We start from the raw sequence: 14,038 nt of genomic DNA on the forward strand, positions 1-14,038 counted from the left end.
GTAGGGAGGGTGTTCACCAGTCTCTCCGACCGCCTGACGCAGACCTTCCGCAACCTCAAGCGCAAGGGCGCCGTCACCGAGTCCGACCTCAACTCCACCATCCGTGACATCCGGATGGCGCTGCTCGACGCCGACGTGGCGCTGCCCGTCGTCAAGGAGTTCACCGGCCGGATCCGGGAGCGGGGGCTGGGCGCCGAGGTGCACCAGGCGCTGAACCCGGCCCAGCAGATCGTCAAGATCGTCAACGAGGAGCTCGTCTCGATCCTCGGCGGGCAGACCCGGCGGCTCAACCTCGCCAAGAACCCGCCCACCGTCATCATGCTCGCGGGCCTGCAGGGCTCGGGAAAGACGACCTTCGCGGGCAAGCTCGGCCGCTGGCTGGCCGACCAGGGGCATACCCCGCTGCTCGTCGCGGCCGACCTGCAGCGCCCCAACGCGGTCACCCAGCTGGAAGTCGTCGGCGAGCGGGCCGGGGTCAAGGTCTACGCGCCCGAGCGCGGCAACATCTACGGCCACGACGCGACCCTGGAGTCGGGGGAGGGCACCCGCAGCTTCGGTGACCCGGTCGACGTCGCCGTGGACGGGGTCGAGGAGGCGCGCCGCCGCAGCCACGACGTCGTCATCATCGACACCGCAGGCCGGTTGGCCGTCGACGTCGACCTCATGCGCCAGGCGCACGACATCCGGATCGAGACCAGCGCCGACGAGGTCCTCTTCGTCATCGACGCCATGATCGGTCAGGCCGCCGTGGACACGGCCAAGGCCTTCGCCGACGGCGTGGGGATCACCGGCACGGTGCTGTCCAAGCTGGACGGCGACGCCCGCGGTGGTGCCGCGCTCTCCGTGGCCACCGTCACCGGCCAGCCGATCCTCTTCGCCTCCACCGGCGAGGGCGTCAAGGACATCGAGCTGTTCCACCCCGACCGCATGGCCTCGCGCATCCTCGACATGGGCGACGTGCTGACGCTCATCGAGCAGGCGGAGCAGGCCTTCGACCAGGCCCAGGCGAAGGAGATGACCCGCAAGTTCCTCACCGACGAGGACTTCACCTTCGACGACTTCCTGCAGCAGATGTCGGCGATCAAGAAGATGGGCTCGCTCAAGCAGATGCTCGGCATGATGCCGGGGATGCAGGGGATGAAGGCCCAGCTGGACTCCCTCGACGAGCGCGAGTTCGACCGGGTCGAGGCCATGGTCCGGTCGATGACGCCGCTGGAGCGCAACCACCCCAAGATCATCAACGGCTCGCGCCGGGCCCGCATCGCCCGCGGTTCCGGGGTCAGCACCGGCGAGGTCAACCAGCTCATCGAGCGCTTCGGCGAGGCGCAGAAGATGATGCGCCAGCTCAAGAAGGGCGGCGGCATGCCCGGTATGCCGGGGATGCCGGGCATGGGTGGCGCCGGCGGGGGCGGTGCCAGGAAGGGCAAGCAGCAGCAGCGCAAGAAGGGCAAGTCGGGCAACCCGGCCAAGCGGGCCCAGCAGGAGCGGGACGCCGTCGCCAAGGAGCAGGCGGCGCGGGAGCGGTCGTTCGAGAGCGCCTTCGGCGGTGGTGCGCTCGGGGCCGGTGAGGACGCCGAGGCTGGTCAGGACCTGTCCGGGCTCAAGCTGCCCAAGGGCTTCGAGAAGTACCTCGACGGCGGCAAGGGCTGACCGCGCCGTCGAGGTTCACCTGGGTGCGCTCAGCGACCGAGGAGGTCATCCGGTCGGGAGCAGCGCACCCGTTCGAAGCGTGAGAAGTCCGTGTCATAGCTGACGACGCCGGCGTTCGCCTCGAGAGCGATGGCGGCGAGGTGGGCGTCGCTGACCAGGTTGCCGCCGCTACCCACCTCGCTCAGGATCGACTCCATGAGGGTGAGGTGTGCCCCGCCGGGCTCGAGCATCCTCGCCCCGGGAGCGCCCAGCCAGGCACGCACGACCGCGATCGCCTGGCCAGGCTGGAGCGGGTGGGGGAACAGGCCCACCTTGGTCGACAGCCGGACGAAGGCGGTGAGCACCAGCCAGCTGAACCCGACCGTCTCACTACCGCTGAGGGCACCGTCCAACCACCGGCGGGACGCCTCGTGGTGTCGCGCCGACGGGTTGACGGCATAGAGGAGGACGTTGGCGTCGACGACCTTCACTGACCGGTCCTGACCTGCCTGATCAGTTCTTCGTCCTCGAGCTCGCCGCTGAGCTGCAGCGCGCGGTCGAGGTTCACCGTCGGCTCACCGAGGTCGTGCACCTGGGTGCGGAAGGGCGCGGGTGACTGGCGGCCGGTGCTCCCCGCGCGGATGGCGTCGTTCAGGGCCCGCTTGAAGGAGACCCCCCGGCGCAGCATCTCCTGCCGGATCAGGGACTCCGTGTCCGGGTCGAGCGTGACCGTGGTGCGCATCGTGACAGCATAGCATCACTCATGATGATGTCTGATGACACCTGAAGAACAGTGGTCTGTGGGTGCCGCGTGCCAGAGTGGAGCCATGACGGGGACACGCTGCACGATCATCCCGGGCTACCTGCTGGCCCGGATCGCCGAGGCCGAGCCGGAGCTGGCCCCCGCGGTCCAGTTCACGCTGCAGGACGCCCTGCACACGCGTGGACGGCGCGAGGTGGTCGCCACGCGCTGGCCCGGCGGGCAACCACCGGGGCAGGGCGGCTTCCTGCCCCCGACCATGCCGCTGCACCGCGAGCCGGCCGCCCCGGAGCAGGCCGGCCCTCCGCGGACCGTGGTGCCGGAGGGGGCCGCGCCGCGGCGCAGCGTCTACGACGCGGACGGCGCGACCACGCTTCCCGGACGCCTGGTGCGCGGCGAGGGCGACCCGGCCACCGAGGACGTCGCCGTGACCGAGGCCTACGACGGGCTGGGTGCGACGTGGGAGCTGCTGGCTCGTTCCTACGGCCGCGACTCGCTGGACGGCAACGGCTTGGTGCTGGTGGCCACCGTCCACTACGGGCAGGACTACGACAACGCCTTCTGGGACGGCCGGCAGATGGTCTTCGGCGACGGGGACGGGGTCTACTTCACCCGCTTCACCGCCAGCCTCGACGTCATCGCGCACGAGCTCGGCCACGGGCTCGTGCAGTACACCTCCGGGCTGACCTACGTCGGGCAGCCCGGGGCGCTCAACGAGTCCGTGTGCGACGTCATCGGCTCGCTCGTGCGGCAGCGCGTCCTGGGGCACGACGCGGGGTCCGCGGACTGGCTCATCGGGGCCGACCTGCTCACCGACCGGGTGCAGGGGGTGGCCCTGCGCTCCATGGCCGCGCCCGGCACCGCCTACGACGACCCGGCGCTCGGCGCCGACCCGCAGCCGGCGCACATGGACGACTACGTCGACCTGCCGCACGACGCGGACAACGACAACGGCGGGGTGCACATCAACTCCGGCATCCCCAACAAGGCCTTCCACCTCTTCGCGACCGAGCTGGGCGGACCGGCCTGGGAGCGCGCGGGGCAGGTGTGGTTCGACACCCTCGCCACCCGCGGCCGGATCGCCCGTGACGTCGACTTCGCGACCTTCGCCGCGGCCACCCTGGTGTCCGCGCGGGAGCGGTATGCCGACGCCCCCGAGGTCGTCGAGGCGCTGCTCGGGGCGTGGGACGGCGTCGGCATCGCGGTCTCGTGACGCCCCGCTTCACCCGGGAGGAGCTGCGGTCCCACCGCGGTGACGTCGTGCCGGACCTGCTGCCGGGCGAGGGTGAGGACCGCGACGTGCGCCTGCTCTTCGTCGGGATCAACCCCGGTCTGTGGACCGCGGCGACGCAGACCCACTTCGCCCACCCGGGCAACCGGTTCTACCCCGCGCTGGAGCGGGCCGGCGTCAGCGGGCGCCGGATCGACCCGGCCGCCGGGATGGACGACGCGGACCGCGAGCACCTGCTCGACCGGGGGATCGGGATCACCAACCTCGTCCCGCGGGCGACCGCGCGGGCCGACGAGCTGACCGCTGCGGAGCTGCGCGAGGGCGGGGACCGGCTGCGCGCCACCGTGCGCCGCGTCCGGCCGCGGGTCGTCGCGGTCGCCGGCATCACGGCATACCGCAGCGCCTTCGGGGTGCGCGGGGCGACGCCCGGCCGCCAGCCGGACGCGCTCGAGGGTGCCGAGCTGTGGGTGGTCCCCAACCCCAGCGGGCTCAACGCCCACGAGACGGTGGAGTCGCTGGCGCGCGCCTACGCCGAGCCGGCCCGGGCGGCCGGGGTCGTCTGAGACCGGCGGCGGACCGTCCGCGCCTGCCGATCTCAGGGGCCGGCGGGCCTCCGCGGCTTCCAGAGCTGCTCGCTCGCGACCGGGACGAAGCCCGCCCGCAGGAAGAAGCGCAGCGACCGGGCGTTGCCCGGGGTCACCGAGGCCAGGACCACCTCACCGGCCGGGCGTCGGCCGAGGATGCCGTCGAGCAGGGTGGCGGCGTGGCCGTCCTCGGCCTGGATGCCGACCTCCGGCAGGCCGCCGATCCCGCGGGACAGCGTGGCCAGCGAGGTGCTGTCCCGATCCGGCAGCCCGTAGACGTCGATCTCGGTGCGCCACTCGCCGGCGTGCGCGGCCCGGTCGGTGTCGGCGAGGTCGGGACGGGCGACGAGCGGCCCGCCGGTGCCGGTGCCGCGCCCCACGAGCAGCGCGTCGAGCACCCCGACCGGCCCCTCGCCGGCCAGCGTGGTGGCGATCCTCGGGTCGTGGGCCCCCCCGAAGCCGTGCACGCCGAGCGCCGCGAGCTCGCCGTCGGTGACGTCCTCGCCGACGACCATGACCGCGTGCCCGGTGAAGGCCACGGCGCCCTCGACCCCGTCGCGCCACGGCGCGGCACGGGAGAAGAGGCCGTCCGGCTCGGGGAAGCGGCCGTCGGCGGCGTCCCGCAGCATCGCGCCGAGGTCGACACGAGGCGCGCGCAGCGGCTCGCGGGAGGGCATACGGGCTGGCTCGGACACGAGGGGGAAGTCTACGACGCGACCCGGTCCCGCTACGGTGAAGACCGGTCGCGAGGAAGGCGAGGCGAGGCATGGACGCACCGGTGCTGCACGTGACGGGTCAGGTCCTGGTCGGGCCGGAGGAGGTGCTCGACGAGATCTGGGTGGTCGACGGCCGGGTCAGCCTCACCGCGCCAACGGGCGGCGACGTCCAGGAGGTGCGGGGGTATGCCCTGCCCGGCCTCGTGGACGCGCACTGCCACGTGGGGCTCGAGGCCCAGGGCGCGGTCGACGAGGCCCGCGCCGAGGAGCACGCGCTCGCCGAGCGGGACGCCGGCGCGCTCCTGCTGCGCGATGCGGGCAGCCCGGCCGACACGCGCTGGGTGCAGGAGCGGGAGGACCTCCCGCGGCTCATCCGGGCGGGCCGGCACATCGCGCGCACCCGGCGCTACATCAGGAACTTCGCCTGGGAGATCGAGCCCGAGGACCTCGTGGCCTACGTGCGCCAGGAGGCCCGCTCCGGCGACGGCTGGGTCAAGCTCGTGGGGGACTGGATCGACCGGGAGACCGGCGACCTGGGCACCTGCTGGCCGGTGGACGTGCTCACCGACGCGATCGCCGCGGCGCACGAGGAGGGTGCCCGGGTCACCGCGCACTGCTTCGGCGAGCAGTCGCTGGTCGACTTCGCCGCCGCCGGGACGGACTGCATCGAGCATGCGACCGGGCTGGTCGACGACACCATCGCCACCTTCGCCGCGCAGGGCATCGCGATCGTGCCCACGCTGGTCAACATCGACAACTTCCCAGGGTTCGCCGAGGCCGGGCGGGGCAAGTTCCCCACCTACGCCGACCACATGATGGACCTGTACGCCCGTCGGCACGAGACCGTCGCCAAGGCGCACGAGGCGGGCATACCCGTCTACGTCGGGACCGACGCCGGCGGTCAGCTGCCGCACGGGCTGGTGTCGCAGGAGGTGCAGGCGCTGACGCAGGCCGGGCTGACCCCGCTGGAGGCGTTGGGTGCGGCCACGTGGTCGGCGCGGGAGTGGCTGGGCCGACCCGGCATCGCCGAGGGGGAGTCCGCCGACCTCGTCGTCTACGCCGACGACCCGCGGCAGGACGTCCGGGTCCTCGCCGACCCGGCGCACGTCATCCTGCGCGGGCACCGGCATGCCCGCTCCGGAGTGTCCGGCTGACCCACCGCGGTCAGGCGGCGCCGGCCGTCTCCTGCTGCTCGTCCTCCGCCTCGCCGAGGCCGAGCAGCACGTCGTAGGCGCGCTGGGACAGGAAGGCCGGCGGCTCGTCGGCGACCACCGAGTCGCGCAGCAGCCGGACGGCGTGCTCCAGCAGGTCCTCGCGCGCGCCGCGGCGCCGCAGCAGCGCCACCTCGTCCTCGAGCATCCGGTCCAGCAGCAGCGTCGACATCGTCGGCCCCTCGGCCAGCCTGGTGCCGTGCGAGAGCCATTGCCACAGCTGCATCCGGGCCAGCTCGACGGTGCCGAAGTCCTCGACGTGGCCGGCGATGGTCACGGTGCCCTCCCCGGCCAGCCAGCCGGTGAGGTAGGTGAGCGAGGAGCGCATCGCCGTGCGGACGCCGGTCAGGGTCGACGCGCCCGGGATGGCGCTCACGTCGCGCAGCGCCTGCCCATCCGGGGCGTCGTCGACGTCGGGCGCTGCGGGGGTCGGTCCGACCTCCTCACCACCGTCGCGGCGCCGGTCCCGCTCCGCGAACGGCTGCCGCGCGACCGGCACGAGCGCGGGGTGCAGCACCCAGGCCCCGTCGAAGCCCTGCTTGGCCTCGCGGGCCTTGTCCCGGTGCACCCGGGCGTGGGTCATCGCCGCCGAGTCGTCGAACGGGCCGCTCGCCGCGAGCGCGATCGGACCGCCGATCGCCTGCACACCGCGGCGGTGGCAGGTGCGCACGATGAGGTCGGTGTAGGTGCGCAGGAAGCGCGTGTTCATCGTGAACGCGTCGCGGTCCGGCAGCACGTGGTCCGGGCGGTCACCGTAGGTCCGCAGGTGGGAGAAGATGTAGTCCCAGCGGCCGGCGGCGAGCCCGGTGACCCGCTCGCGCAGGGCGTGCACGATCTCGTCCAGCTCGTATGCCGCCTGCACGGTCTCGACGAGCACGCTCACCCGGGTGCAGCCCGCCGGCAGGTCGAGCGCCTCCTCGGCGGCAGTCAGCGCCTCGTCCCACCACTGCGCCTCGGCGGCCGACTCGACCTTGGGCAGGTAGAGGTAGGGGCCGGTGCCGCGGTCGAGCAGCAGCCGTCCGCAGCGGGCGAGGAAGGTGACGGTGTCGACCAGGGAGGCGCCCGCCGGCTGCCCGTCCACCTCCAGGTGCGCCTCGTCCAGGTGGAGACCCCGGGGCCGCACCATGAGGGTCGGCACGCCAGGGTCCGGGTCGCCGGTCCGGGTCCCGGCCACCTCGAGGATGACCTCCTGGGCGGCGATCAGCCGTCGAGAGGTCGGCACCAGCATGTCCTCCAGGTCCGCGACCCACACGTCGGCGCCGGAGGCCAGCGCCCCCTTGGCCTGCTCCGCGGTCGCCGCCGTGGCCAGCTCGACCCGGCGGTGGGTCAGGTCGGCCGGGGGCCGGCGCACCTGCCAGGTGTCGTCGGCGCGCAGCGCGGCGGTCTCGGGGCGGGTCTGCAGCTCGGCGCCGCCGCGCACCCTCCGGGACTGCTCCTTGCGTCCACGGAGCAGGGCCGCGCGCGGCTCGCGCAGGGCGCGCTCGAGGTCGGTCAGCGTCGCGAGCTGCTCGGCGTCGAGCAGCGCCTGGGGGTAGGTCTCCATGACCTCATCCTCTCGGGTGTCCTGCCGGTGGTGTCGGTCTGCCCGCACACTGCCACCGCGGTGGGTTCGGGTTGCGATGGCCGCGCCTGGCCACCGCGGTGTGTCCGGGTGGGTATGCCCGCACCTAGCTACCGCGGTGGGTCCGGGTGGCCAGGTGCGGGTGGTGCTCAGTGGAACTGCTGGGACTCGGTCGAGCCGGACAGCGCCGTGGTGGAGGACTCCGGGTTGACCGCGGTGCTCACCGCGTCGAAGTAGCCGGTGCCCACCTCCGCCTGGTGCTTGACCGCCGTGTATCCCGAGGCGGCCGAGGCGAACTCCGCCTCCTGCAGCTCGACGTAGGCGCTCATGCCGGTCCGGGCATACCCCTGGGCGAGCTGGAACATCGAGTGGTTGAGCGCGTGGAAGCCGGCCAGGGTGATGAACTGGAAGGCGTAGCCGAGGTCACCGAGCTCGTCCTGGAAGGAGGCGATCTCGCTGTCGGAGAGCGCCGACTTCCAGTTGAAGGACGGGCTGCAGTTGTAGGCGAGCTTCTGCCCCGGGAAGTCCTTGTGCAGCTCGGTGGCGAACTCCCGCGCCAGGCCGAGGTCCGGGGTGCCCGTCTCGACCCAGATGAGGTCGGCGAAGGGCGCGTAGGCCTTGGCCCGGGCGAGCACCGGCTCGATCCCGTTGCGCACCCGGAAGAAGCCCTCGGAGGTGCGCTCGCCGGTGGTGAACTCCTGGTCGATCTCGTCGACGTCGCTGGTCAGCAGGTCCGCCGCCAGCGCGTCGGTGCGGGCGACGACGATCGAGGGCACGCCCAGGACGTCGGCCGCGAGCCGTGCGGAGTTGAGGGTGCGCACGTGCTGGCCGGTCGGGATGAGCACCTTGCCGCCGAGGTGCCCGCACTTCTTCTCCGAGGCGAGCTGGTCCTCCCAGTGCACGCCGGCCGCACCGGCGGCGATCATCGACTTCATGAGCTCGAAGACGTTGAGCGGGCCGCCGAAGCCGGCCTCGGCGTCGGCGACGATGGGTGCGAAGAAGTCGGTGCTGGTGTCGCCGTTCATCCACGCGATCTGGTCGGCACGCTGCAGCGCGTTGTTGATCCGGCGGACCACCGCCGGGACCGAGTTTGCGGGGTAGAGGCTCTGGTCGGGGTAGGTCTGCCCGGCGAGGTTGGCGTCCGCGGCGACCTGCCACCCGGACAGGTAGATCGCCTCGAGCCCGCCCTTGACCATCTGCACCGCCTGGTTGCCGGTCAGGGCACCCAGCGCGCGGGTGAACGGCTTGGTCTCCAGCGTCTCCCAGAGCTTCTCGGCGCCGCGGCGGGCGAGGGTGTGTTCCTCGACGACGGAGCCGCGCAGGCGCACGACGTCCTCGGCGGTGTAGCGGCGCTCGACCCCCTCCCAGCGGGGGTTGCTCTGCCAGTCCTGCTCGATCTCCAGCGCCTGCTGCGCTGCGGGAGCGGTGGTCGTGGGTTCGGTGGTCGTCGTCATCGTCGGCCCTTTCTCGGTGGCGATCGTCGCTGTGACACCACTGTCACCCCGTCGACCCGCCTCCCGAGCGGATCTGTGTTGTCAAGAATCGCAGAAATTTCGCTACAGTGGAGGTATGCCGTCCTCCCACCGCCGGGTGCTGCCGTTCCGTCCCTCCGAGCGCCTGGAGGGCACCGACAGCCCCGGCTCCGGTGCCGCCGACCCGGTCTCCGTGGGTCGTCGGGTCCGGCACCACCGCCGTGCCGCCGACCTCACCCTCGCCGACGTCGCGGGGCGGGTGGGACTGTCCACCTCGGCCCTCTCGCTCATCGAGAACGGCCGGCGCGAGGCCCGGGCCTCCGTGCTCGACCGGATCGCGACCGCGCTGGGCGTCGACCTCACGGCCCTGCTCACCGGCGGGCCGCCCAGCCGCCGGGCCGCCCTCGAGGTGCGCTGGGAGCGGGCGCAGCGGGCGGAGGGCTTCCAGACGCTGGGGATCCCGCCGGTGCGCGTCGGCCCCGGCCTGCCCGACGACGCCCTCGAGGCGCTGGTCGGGCTCTACGAGAGCGTCGTCGGGCTGCAGCAGCAGCGGGCCGCCACCCCGGAGTTCGCGCGCCTGGCCAACGCCGAGCTGCGGGCCCGGATGCGCGAGGCGGGCAACTACTTCGCCGACATCGAGTCCGCAGCCGCCGCGCTCGTGGAGCAGGTCGGGCATACCCAGGGTCCGTTGTCGCACGAGGCGGTCAACCGGATCGCGCGCCACGTCGGCTTCGAGATCGTCGCCGTGCCCGACGTCCCCGCCTCCACCCGGACGGTCACCGACCTCGCGCACCGGCGGATCTACCTCCCGACCGGCGGCGGTCACGACCCGCGGGCCGCCGCGCTCCAGGCCCTGGGCCACGTCGTGCTCGACCACCAGCCCCCGCGCGACTACGCGGAGTTCCTCGCGCAGCGGGTGGAGATCAACTACTTCGCCGCCGCGACCCTCATCCCGGAGAGCAGCGCGGTGCCGCTGCTCCAGCGGGCCAAGGCCGACCGGGACATCGCCCTGGAGGACCTGCGTGACGCCTACGCCGTGTCCTACGAGACGGCCGCCCACCGCTTCTGCAACCTCGCCACCGAGCACCTCGACCTCCAGGTCCACTTCATGCGGACCAGCGCGGACGGGGTCATCTACAAGGCCTACGAGAACGACGGGGTGCGCTTCCCCATGGACGCCTCGGGCGCGATCGAGGGGGCGCGGGTATGCCGGTCCTGGACCGCCCGGGTCGTCTTCGACCAGCCGCCGGGCTCGGTCTACCACCAGTACACCGACACCGGGCGCGGCACCTACTGGTGCACCGCCGTCGCCGAGCCGACCCCGGCCGGGATGTTCTCGGTCAGCCTCGGGGTGCCCTTCGACCAGGTCCGCTGGATGCGCGGGCGGGAGACCACCCAGCGGCGCGTCTCCCGCTGCCCCGACCCGCGGTGCTGCACCCGGCCCCCGGCGGAGCTGGCCCGCGCCTGGGACGGGCAGGTCTGGCCGAGCGCCCGGGCGCACTCGCACCTGCTGGCCGTCATGCCGCCGGGCGTCTTCCCGGGCGTGGACGAGACCGAGGTGCTGCGGTTCGTGGCCGGCCACGCGCCGGAGGGGGCGGCGGACGAGCAGGTGGCGGACCGTCCGGCCGGCGCCGATGTGGCACAATGAGGGCGTACCCATCTGCGGTCGGCCCTCTCACCGTGCCCGGATGTGTCCATCGCCACCGTGGCGCCGTGCGTGTTCTTCCCCACGCGGACGCCAGGTAGCCCACCACAGACAAGACTGAGGAGACACCGCACACGTGGCTGTCAAGATTCGCCTGAAGCGCATGGGCAAGATCCGTGCACCGTACTACCGCGTCGTCGTCATGGACTCGCGCACCAAGCGCGACGGCCGGGCGATCGAGGAGATCGGCAAGTACCACCCGACCGAGGAGCCCTCGCTCATCGACATCGACTCCGAGCGGGCGCAGTACTGGCTCGGCGTCGGTGCCCAGCCGAGCGAGCAGGTCGCCGCGCTCCTGCGGGTCACCGGTGACTGGCAGAAGTTCAAGGGCGAGGAGGGCGCCGAGGGCACCCTGAGGACCCGGGAGCCCAAGGCCGACAAGAAGGCCCTCTACGAGGCCGCGCTCGCCGCCGCCGACGGCGAGGACACCTCCGGCGCCACCACGCAGAAGCGCAAGAAGGCGGACAAGGCCGAGGAGAAGGCCGAGAAGGCCCCGGCGACCGAGGAGTCGGCGACCGAGGCGCCCGCCGAGGAGACCGCCCCGCCGGCCGACACCGAGGGCTCGGCCGCGGCCGGCACCGGTGAGGCCACCGGCACCGAGGGCGACGCCAAGACCGACGAGGCCTGAGCGTGCTCGAGGAAGCCCTGGAGCACCTGGTCAAGGGCATCGTGGACCACGACGGCGACGTCGCCGTGCGGACCAAGAACGCCCGCCACGGCGATGTCCTCGAGGTCCGGGTGCACCCGGACGACCTGGGCCGCGTGATCGGCCGGCGCGGCCGGACCGCCAGCGCGCTGCGCACCGTCGTCGGTGCTCTCGCCGGCGGTGAGAAGGTCCGCGTCGACATCGTCGACACCGACCGGTCCCGCTGACCCACGCACCCGCATCGACGGCCCGTCCCGGCACCGCGCCGGGGCGGGCCGCGTGCGTTCCGCCCGCACCTCCCGGTGAGCGGGCGGCATACCCGAGAGGAGCAGCCATGAGCGAGTCCTTCGTCGCCGCCCGCGTCGGCAAGCCGCACGGACTGCGTGGCGAGGTGACCGTCCAGGTGCACACCGACGACCCCGCGGGTCGTTTCGTGGTGGGCGAGAGCTTCGGCACCGATCCCGCCGCGCCCGGTCCGCTCGTGCTGCGCAGCGTGCGCGTCCACCAGGGGATCTACCTGCTCGCCTTCGAGGGGCACGCCGACCGCACCGCCGCCGAGGCGCTGCGGGGCATCCGTCTGCTCGTCGACGAGGACGCGGACGAGGGTGAGGTGGGGGAGGCCTGGCGCGAGGAGGACCTCGTCGGGTTCGCCGTCGTCCTGCCCGACGGCAGCCCGGTCGGGGAGGTGAGCGCGCTGCACGTGCGGCCGGCGCAGGACCTGCTCGAGGTGAGGACGCCCGGGGGTCAGGTGCTCGTGCCCTTCGTCGCCGAGCTCGTGCCAGAGGTCGACGAGCAGGCCGGCCGGGTCGTGGTCGACCCGCCGCCCGGGCTGCTGCAGCTGGGGGAGTGAGCGGTATGCCGCTGCGTCTCGACGTCGTCACGATCTTCCCCGACTACCTCGCCCCGCTCGAGCTGTCGCTGCTGGGGCGGGCGCGGCGCGAGGGTCTGCTCGAGGTGCACGTGCACGACCTGCGCGACTGGACCCACGACCGGCACCGCACCGTCGACGACACGCCCTACGGCGGGGGAGCCGGCATGGTCATGCGGCCCGAGCCGTGGGGCGAGGCCCTCGACGAGATCTGCTCCTCGCAACCGGGGCGCACGCCGCGGATCGTCGTCCCCGGCCCCGGGGGCGAGGTCTTCGACCAGGCCACCGCGTCCCGCCTGGCCGAGCAGGAGGACTGGCTGGTCTTCGCGTGCGGGCGCTACGAGGGGATCGACGAGCGGGTCTACGAAGAGTTCTCCTCCCGCTACCCGCTCTCCGTGCTCAGCCTGGGCGACTACGTCCTCAACGGCGGCGAGGTCGCGGTCCTGGCGATGACCGAGGCGATCGCCCGGCTCCTGCCCGGCATGGTCGGCAACGAGGCGTCGCTGGCGGAGGAGTCGCACACCGGGGGACTGCTGGAGTACCCCGTCTACACCAAGCCCGCCGGCTGGCGCGGGCACGAGGTGCCCGAGGTCCTGCTCTCCGGCCACCACGGCCGGATCGAGGCATGGCGGCACGAGCAGCGGCTGGCCCGCACCGAGCAGCGCCGGCCGGACCTCATGGAGCGCTACCGGACGATCTCGTCGTCGGAGTAGCCCTGGAGGTAGAGCAGGGCGGTGAGGTCGCCGTGGTCGACCCGTACCGGTGCGCGCTGCGCCACCACCGGCTTGGCGTGCAGCGCCACGCCGAGTCCCGCGAGCTGCAGCATCGGCAGGTCGTTGGCCCCGTCGCCCACCGCCACGACGTCCGCGGGGGTCAGCCCCAGTCGTGCGGTGATGTCGTGCAGCGCGGCCACCTTGGCGTCCCGGCCGACCACCGGCGGGACGACCCTGCCGGTGAGACGCTCCTCCTCGACCTCGAGGGTGTTGGCGCGGTGCTCGTCGAAGCCGAGCCGTTTCGCCACCACCTCGGTGAAGTGGGTGAACCCGCCGGACACGAGGGCGGCATACCCGCCGTGGGCCGTGGTCGTGGCGAGCAGCTCACGGCCCCCGGGCGCGAGGCTGATCCGCTCGTCGAGCACGGTGCGCACCACGTCGACCGGCAGCCCCTGCAGGAGCCCGACGCGCTCGTGCAACGCGGCGGCGAAGTCCAGCTCGCCGTTCATGGCGCGCGCGGTGATCGCGGCGACGCGCTCGCCCACGCCCACCTGCGCCGCGAGCTCGTCGATGCACTCCTGCTCGATCATCGTCGAGTCCATGTCGGCCAGCAGCAGCCGGCGTCGTCGGACCCCGCCGGTCTGGAGGACCACGTCGACGCCGCGCGCGTGCCACGCCTCCCGGACCCCGTCGCCGAGGACCGCGCCGTCGCGCAGCTCCACCTCGACGGCCGCACCGGTGCGCAGCCAGCGCGGCGCCGAGACGGCCAGCCCCCCGCCGACGTCACGGACCGCGGCATCGCTCAGGTCGCGGGCGGCCGGGTCGCTCAGGAGGGTCAGCACGGGCACAGTTCGATCGTAGGTGCCGCGGTCCGGCGGTGGTGCAGCCGCGGTGGCCGCGGCCGCGGACTTGGATGCCGTGGTGGACCTCTGGCAGACTGGA

At 73.2% G+C, this 14,038-nt stretch carries 15 protein-coding genes; 9 read left to right on the forward strand and 6 right to left on the reverse strand.

What is annotated here, in order from left to right:
• The first annotated feature begins 9 nt into the window (after positions 1-9).
• On the forward strand, positions 10-1,650 hold the full coding sequence (gene ffh, locus SGUI_RS16690) for a signal recognition particle protein (protein ID WP_066642245.1): 1,641 nt from the start codon (positions 10-12) through the stop codon (positions 1,648-1,650).
• Between the two features lie 29 nt (positions 1,651-1,679).
• On the opposite strand, the gene SGUI_RS16695 is transcribed toward ffh, so the two are convergent.
• On the reverse strand, positions 1,680-2,120 hold the full coding sequence (locus tag SGUI_RS16695; RefSeq protein WP_066642247.1) for a type II toxin-antitoxin system VapC family toxin: 441 nt from the start codon (positions 2,118-2,120) through the stop codon (positions 1,680-1,682).
• A complete protein-coding gene (locus tag SGUI_RS16700; protein ID WP_066642255.1) occupies positions 2,117-2,371 on the reverse strand; it encodes an antitoxin in 255 nt (84 codons plus the stop codon). Before SGUI_RS16700 ends, SGUI_RS16695 begins: the two co-directional genes overlap by 4 nt.
• Before the next feature lie 85 nt (positions 2,372-2,456).
• Between SGUI_RS16700 and SGUI_RS16705 the strand changes: the two genes are divergently transcribed.
• Positions 2,457-3,602: a M4 family metallopeptidase gene (locus SGUI_RS16705; protein WP_066642257.1), complete on the forward strand. Its 1,146-nt coding sequence runs from the start codon at positions 2,457-2,459 to the stop codon at positions 3,600-3,602.
• Complete coding sequence (locus SGUI_RS16710) at positions 3,599-4,183, forward strand: mismatch-specific DNA-glycosylase (RefSeq protein WP_066642258.1); 585 nt, start codon at positions 3,599-3,601, stop codon at positions 4,181-4,183. The genes SGUI_RS16705 and SGUI_RS16710 overlap by 4 nt, the downstream gene beginning before the upstream one ends.
• A 32-nt stretch (positions 4,184-4,215) precedes the next feature.
• Here the strand turns inward: SGUI_RS16710 and SGUI_RS16715 are convergent, their stop codons facing one another.
• Positions 4,216-4,899 (reverse strand): N-acetyltransferase, encoded by a 684-nt coding sequence (locus SGUI_RS16715; protein ID WP_157621898.1) that lies wholly within the window; start codon positions 4,897-4,899, stop codon positions 4,216-4,218.
• A gap of 71 nt (positions 4,900-4,970) precedes the next feature.
• Between SGUI_RS16715 and SGUI_RS16720 the strand changes: the two genes are divergently transcribed.
• Entirely contained in the window at positions 4,971-6,074 is a 1,104-nt protein-coding gene (locus SGUI_RS16720; RefSeq protein WP_066642260.1) for an amidohydrolase family protein, read from the forward strand.
• Between the two features lie 10 nt (positions 6,075-6,084).
• Here the strand turns inward: SGUI_RS16720 and SGUI_RS16725 are convergent, their stop codons facing one another.
• Together SGUI_RS16725 and aceA are read right to left on the reverse strand one after the other, a co-directional pair.
• Entirely contained in the window at positions 6,085-7,674 is a 1,590-nt protein-coding gene (locus SGUI_RS16725; protein ID WP_066642263.1) for an aldolase/citrate lyase/malate synthase family protein, read from the reverse strand.
• Positions 7,675-7,841: 167 nt separating this feature from the next.
• Positions 7,842-9,146, reverse strand: a complete 1,305-nt coding sequence (gene aceA, locus SGUI_RS16730) for an isocitrate lyase (protein WP_066642265.1) — start codon at positions 9,144-9,146, stop codon at positions 7,842-7,844.
• A gap of 115 nt (positions 9,147-9,261) precedes the next feature.
• On the opposite strand from aceA, the gene SGUI_RS16735 reads away from it, so the two are divergent.
• The 5 genes from SGUI_RS16735 (at position 9,262) to trmD (ending at position 13,096) form a co-directional block, all read left to right on the forward strand.
• Positions 9,262-10,812 carry a helix-turn-helix domain-containing protein gene (locus tag SGUI_RS16735; protein WP_066642267.1) on the forward strand — a complete coding sequence of 517 codons (1,551 nt, stop codon included), beginning with the start codon at positions 9,262-9,264 and terminating at the stop codon, positions 10,810-10,812.
• A gap of 133 nt (positions 10,813-10,945) precedes the next feature.
• Entirely contained in the window at positions 10,946-11,497 is a 552-nt protein-coding gene (gene rpsP, locus SGUI_RS16740; RefSeq protein ID WP_066642288.1) for a 30S ribosomal protein S16, read from the forward strand.
• A gap of 2 nt (positions 11,498-11,499) precedes the next feature.
• The gene (locus SGUI_RS16745) at positions 11,500-11,742 is read left to right on the forward strand and encodes an RNA-binding protein (RefSeq protein ID WP_066642290.1); all 243 of its coding nucleotides are present in this window, start codon (positions 11,500-11,502) and stop codon (positions 11,740-11,742) included.
• 107 nt (positions 11,743-11,849) lie between these two features.
• Complete coding sequence (gene rimM / locus SGUI_RS16750; protein WP_066642292.1) at positions 11,850-12,365, forward strand: ribosome maturation factor RimM; 516 nt, start codon at positions 11,850-11,852, stop codon at positions 12,363-12,365.
• A 5-nt stretch (positions 12,366-12,370) separates the two neighbouring features.
• On the forward strand, positions 12,371-13,096 hold the full coding sequence (gene trmD, locus SGUI_RS16755; protein ID WP_066642294.1) for a tRNA (guanosine(37)-N1)-methyltransferase TrmD: 726 nt from the start codon (positions 12,371-12,373) through the stop codon (positions 13,094-13,096).
• Here trmD and serB read toward each other — a convergent pair.
• Positions 13,069-13,944: a phosphoserine phosphatase SerB gene (gene serB / locus SGUI_RS16760; protein WP_066642297.1), complete on the reverse strand. Its 876-nt coding sequence runs from the start codon at positions 13,942-13,944 to the stop codon at positions 13,069-13,071. The two genes, trmD and serB, sit on opposite strands and share 28 nt — an antisense overlap.
• Positions 13,945-14,038 lie beyond the last annotated feature (94 nt).

This window comes from Serinicoccus hydrothermalis (assembly GCF_001685415.1).
GTDB classification, from domain to species: domain Bacteria; phylum Actinomycetota; class Actinomycetes; order Actinomycetales; family Dermatophilaceae; genus Ornithinicoccus; species Ornithinicoccus hydrothermalis.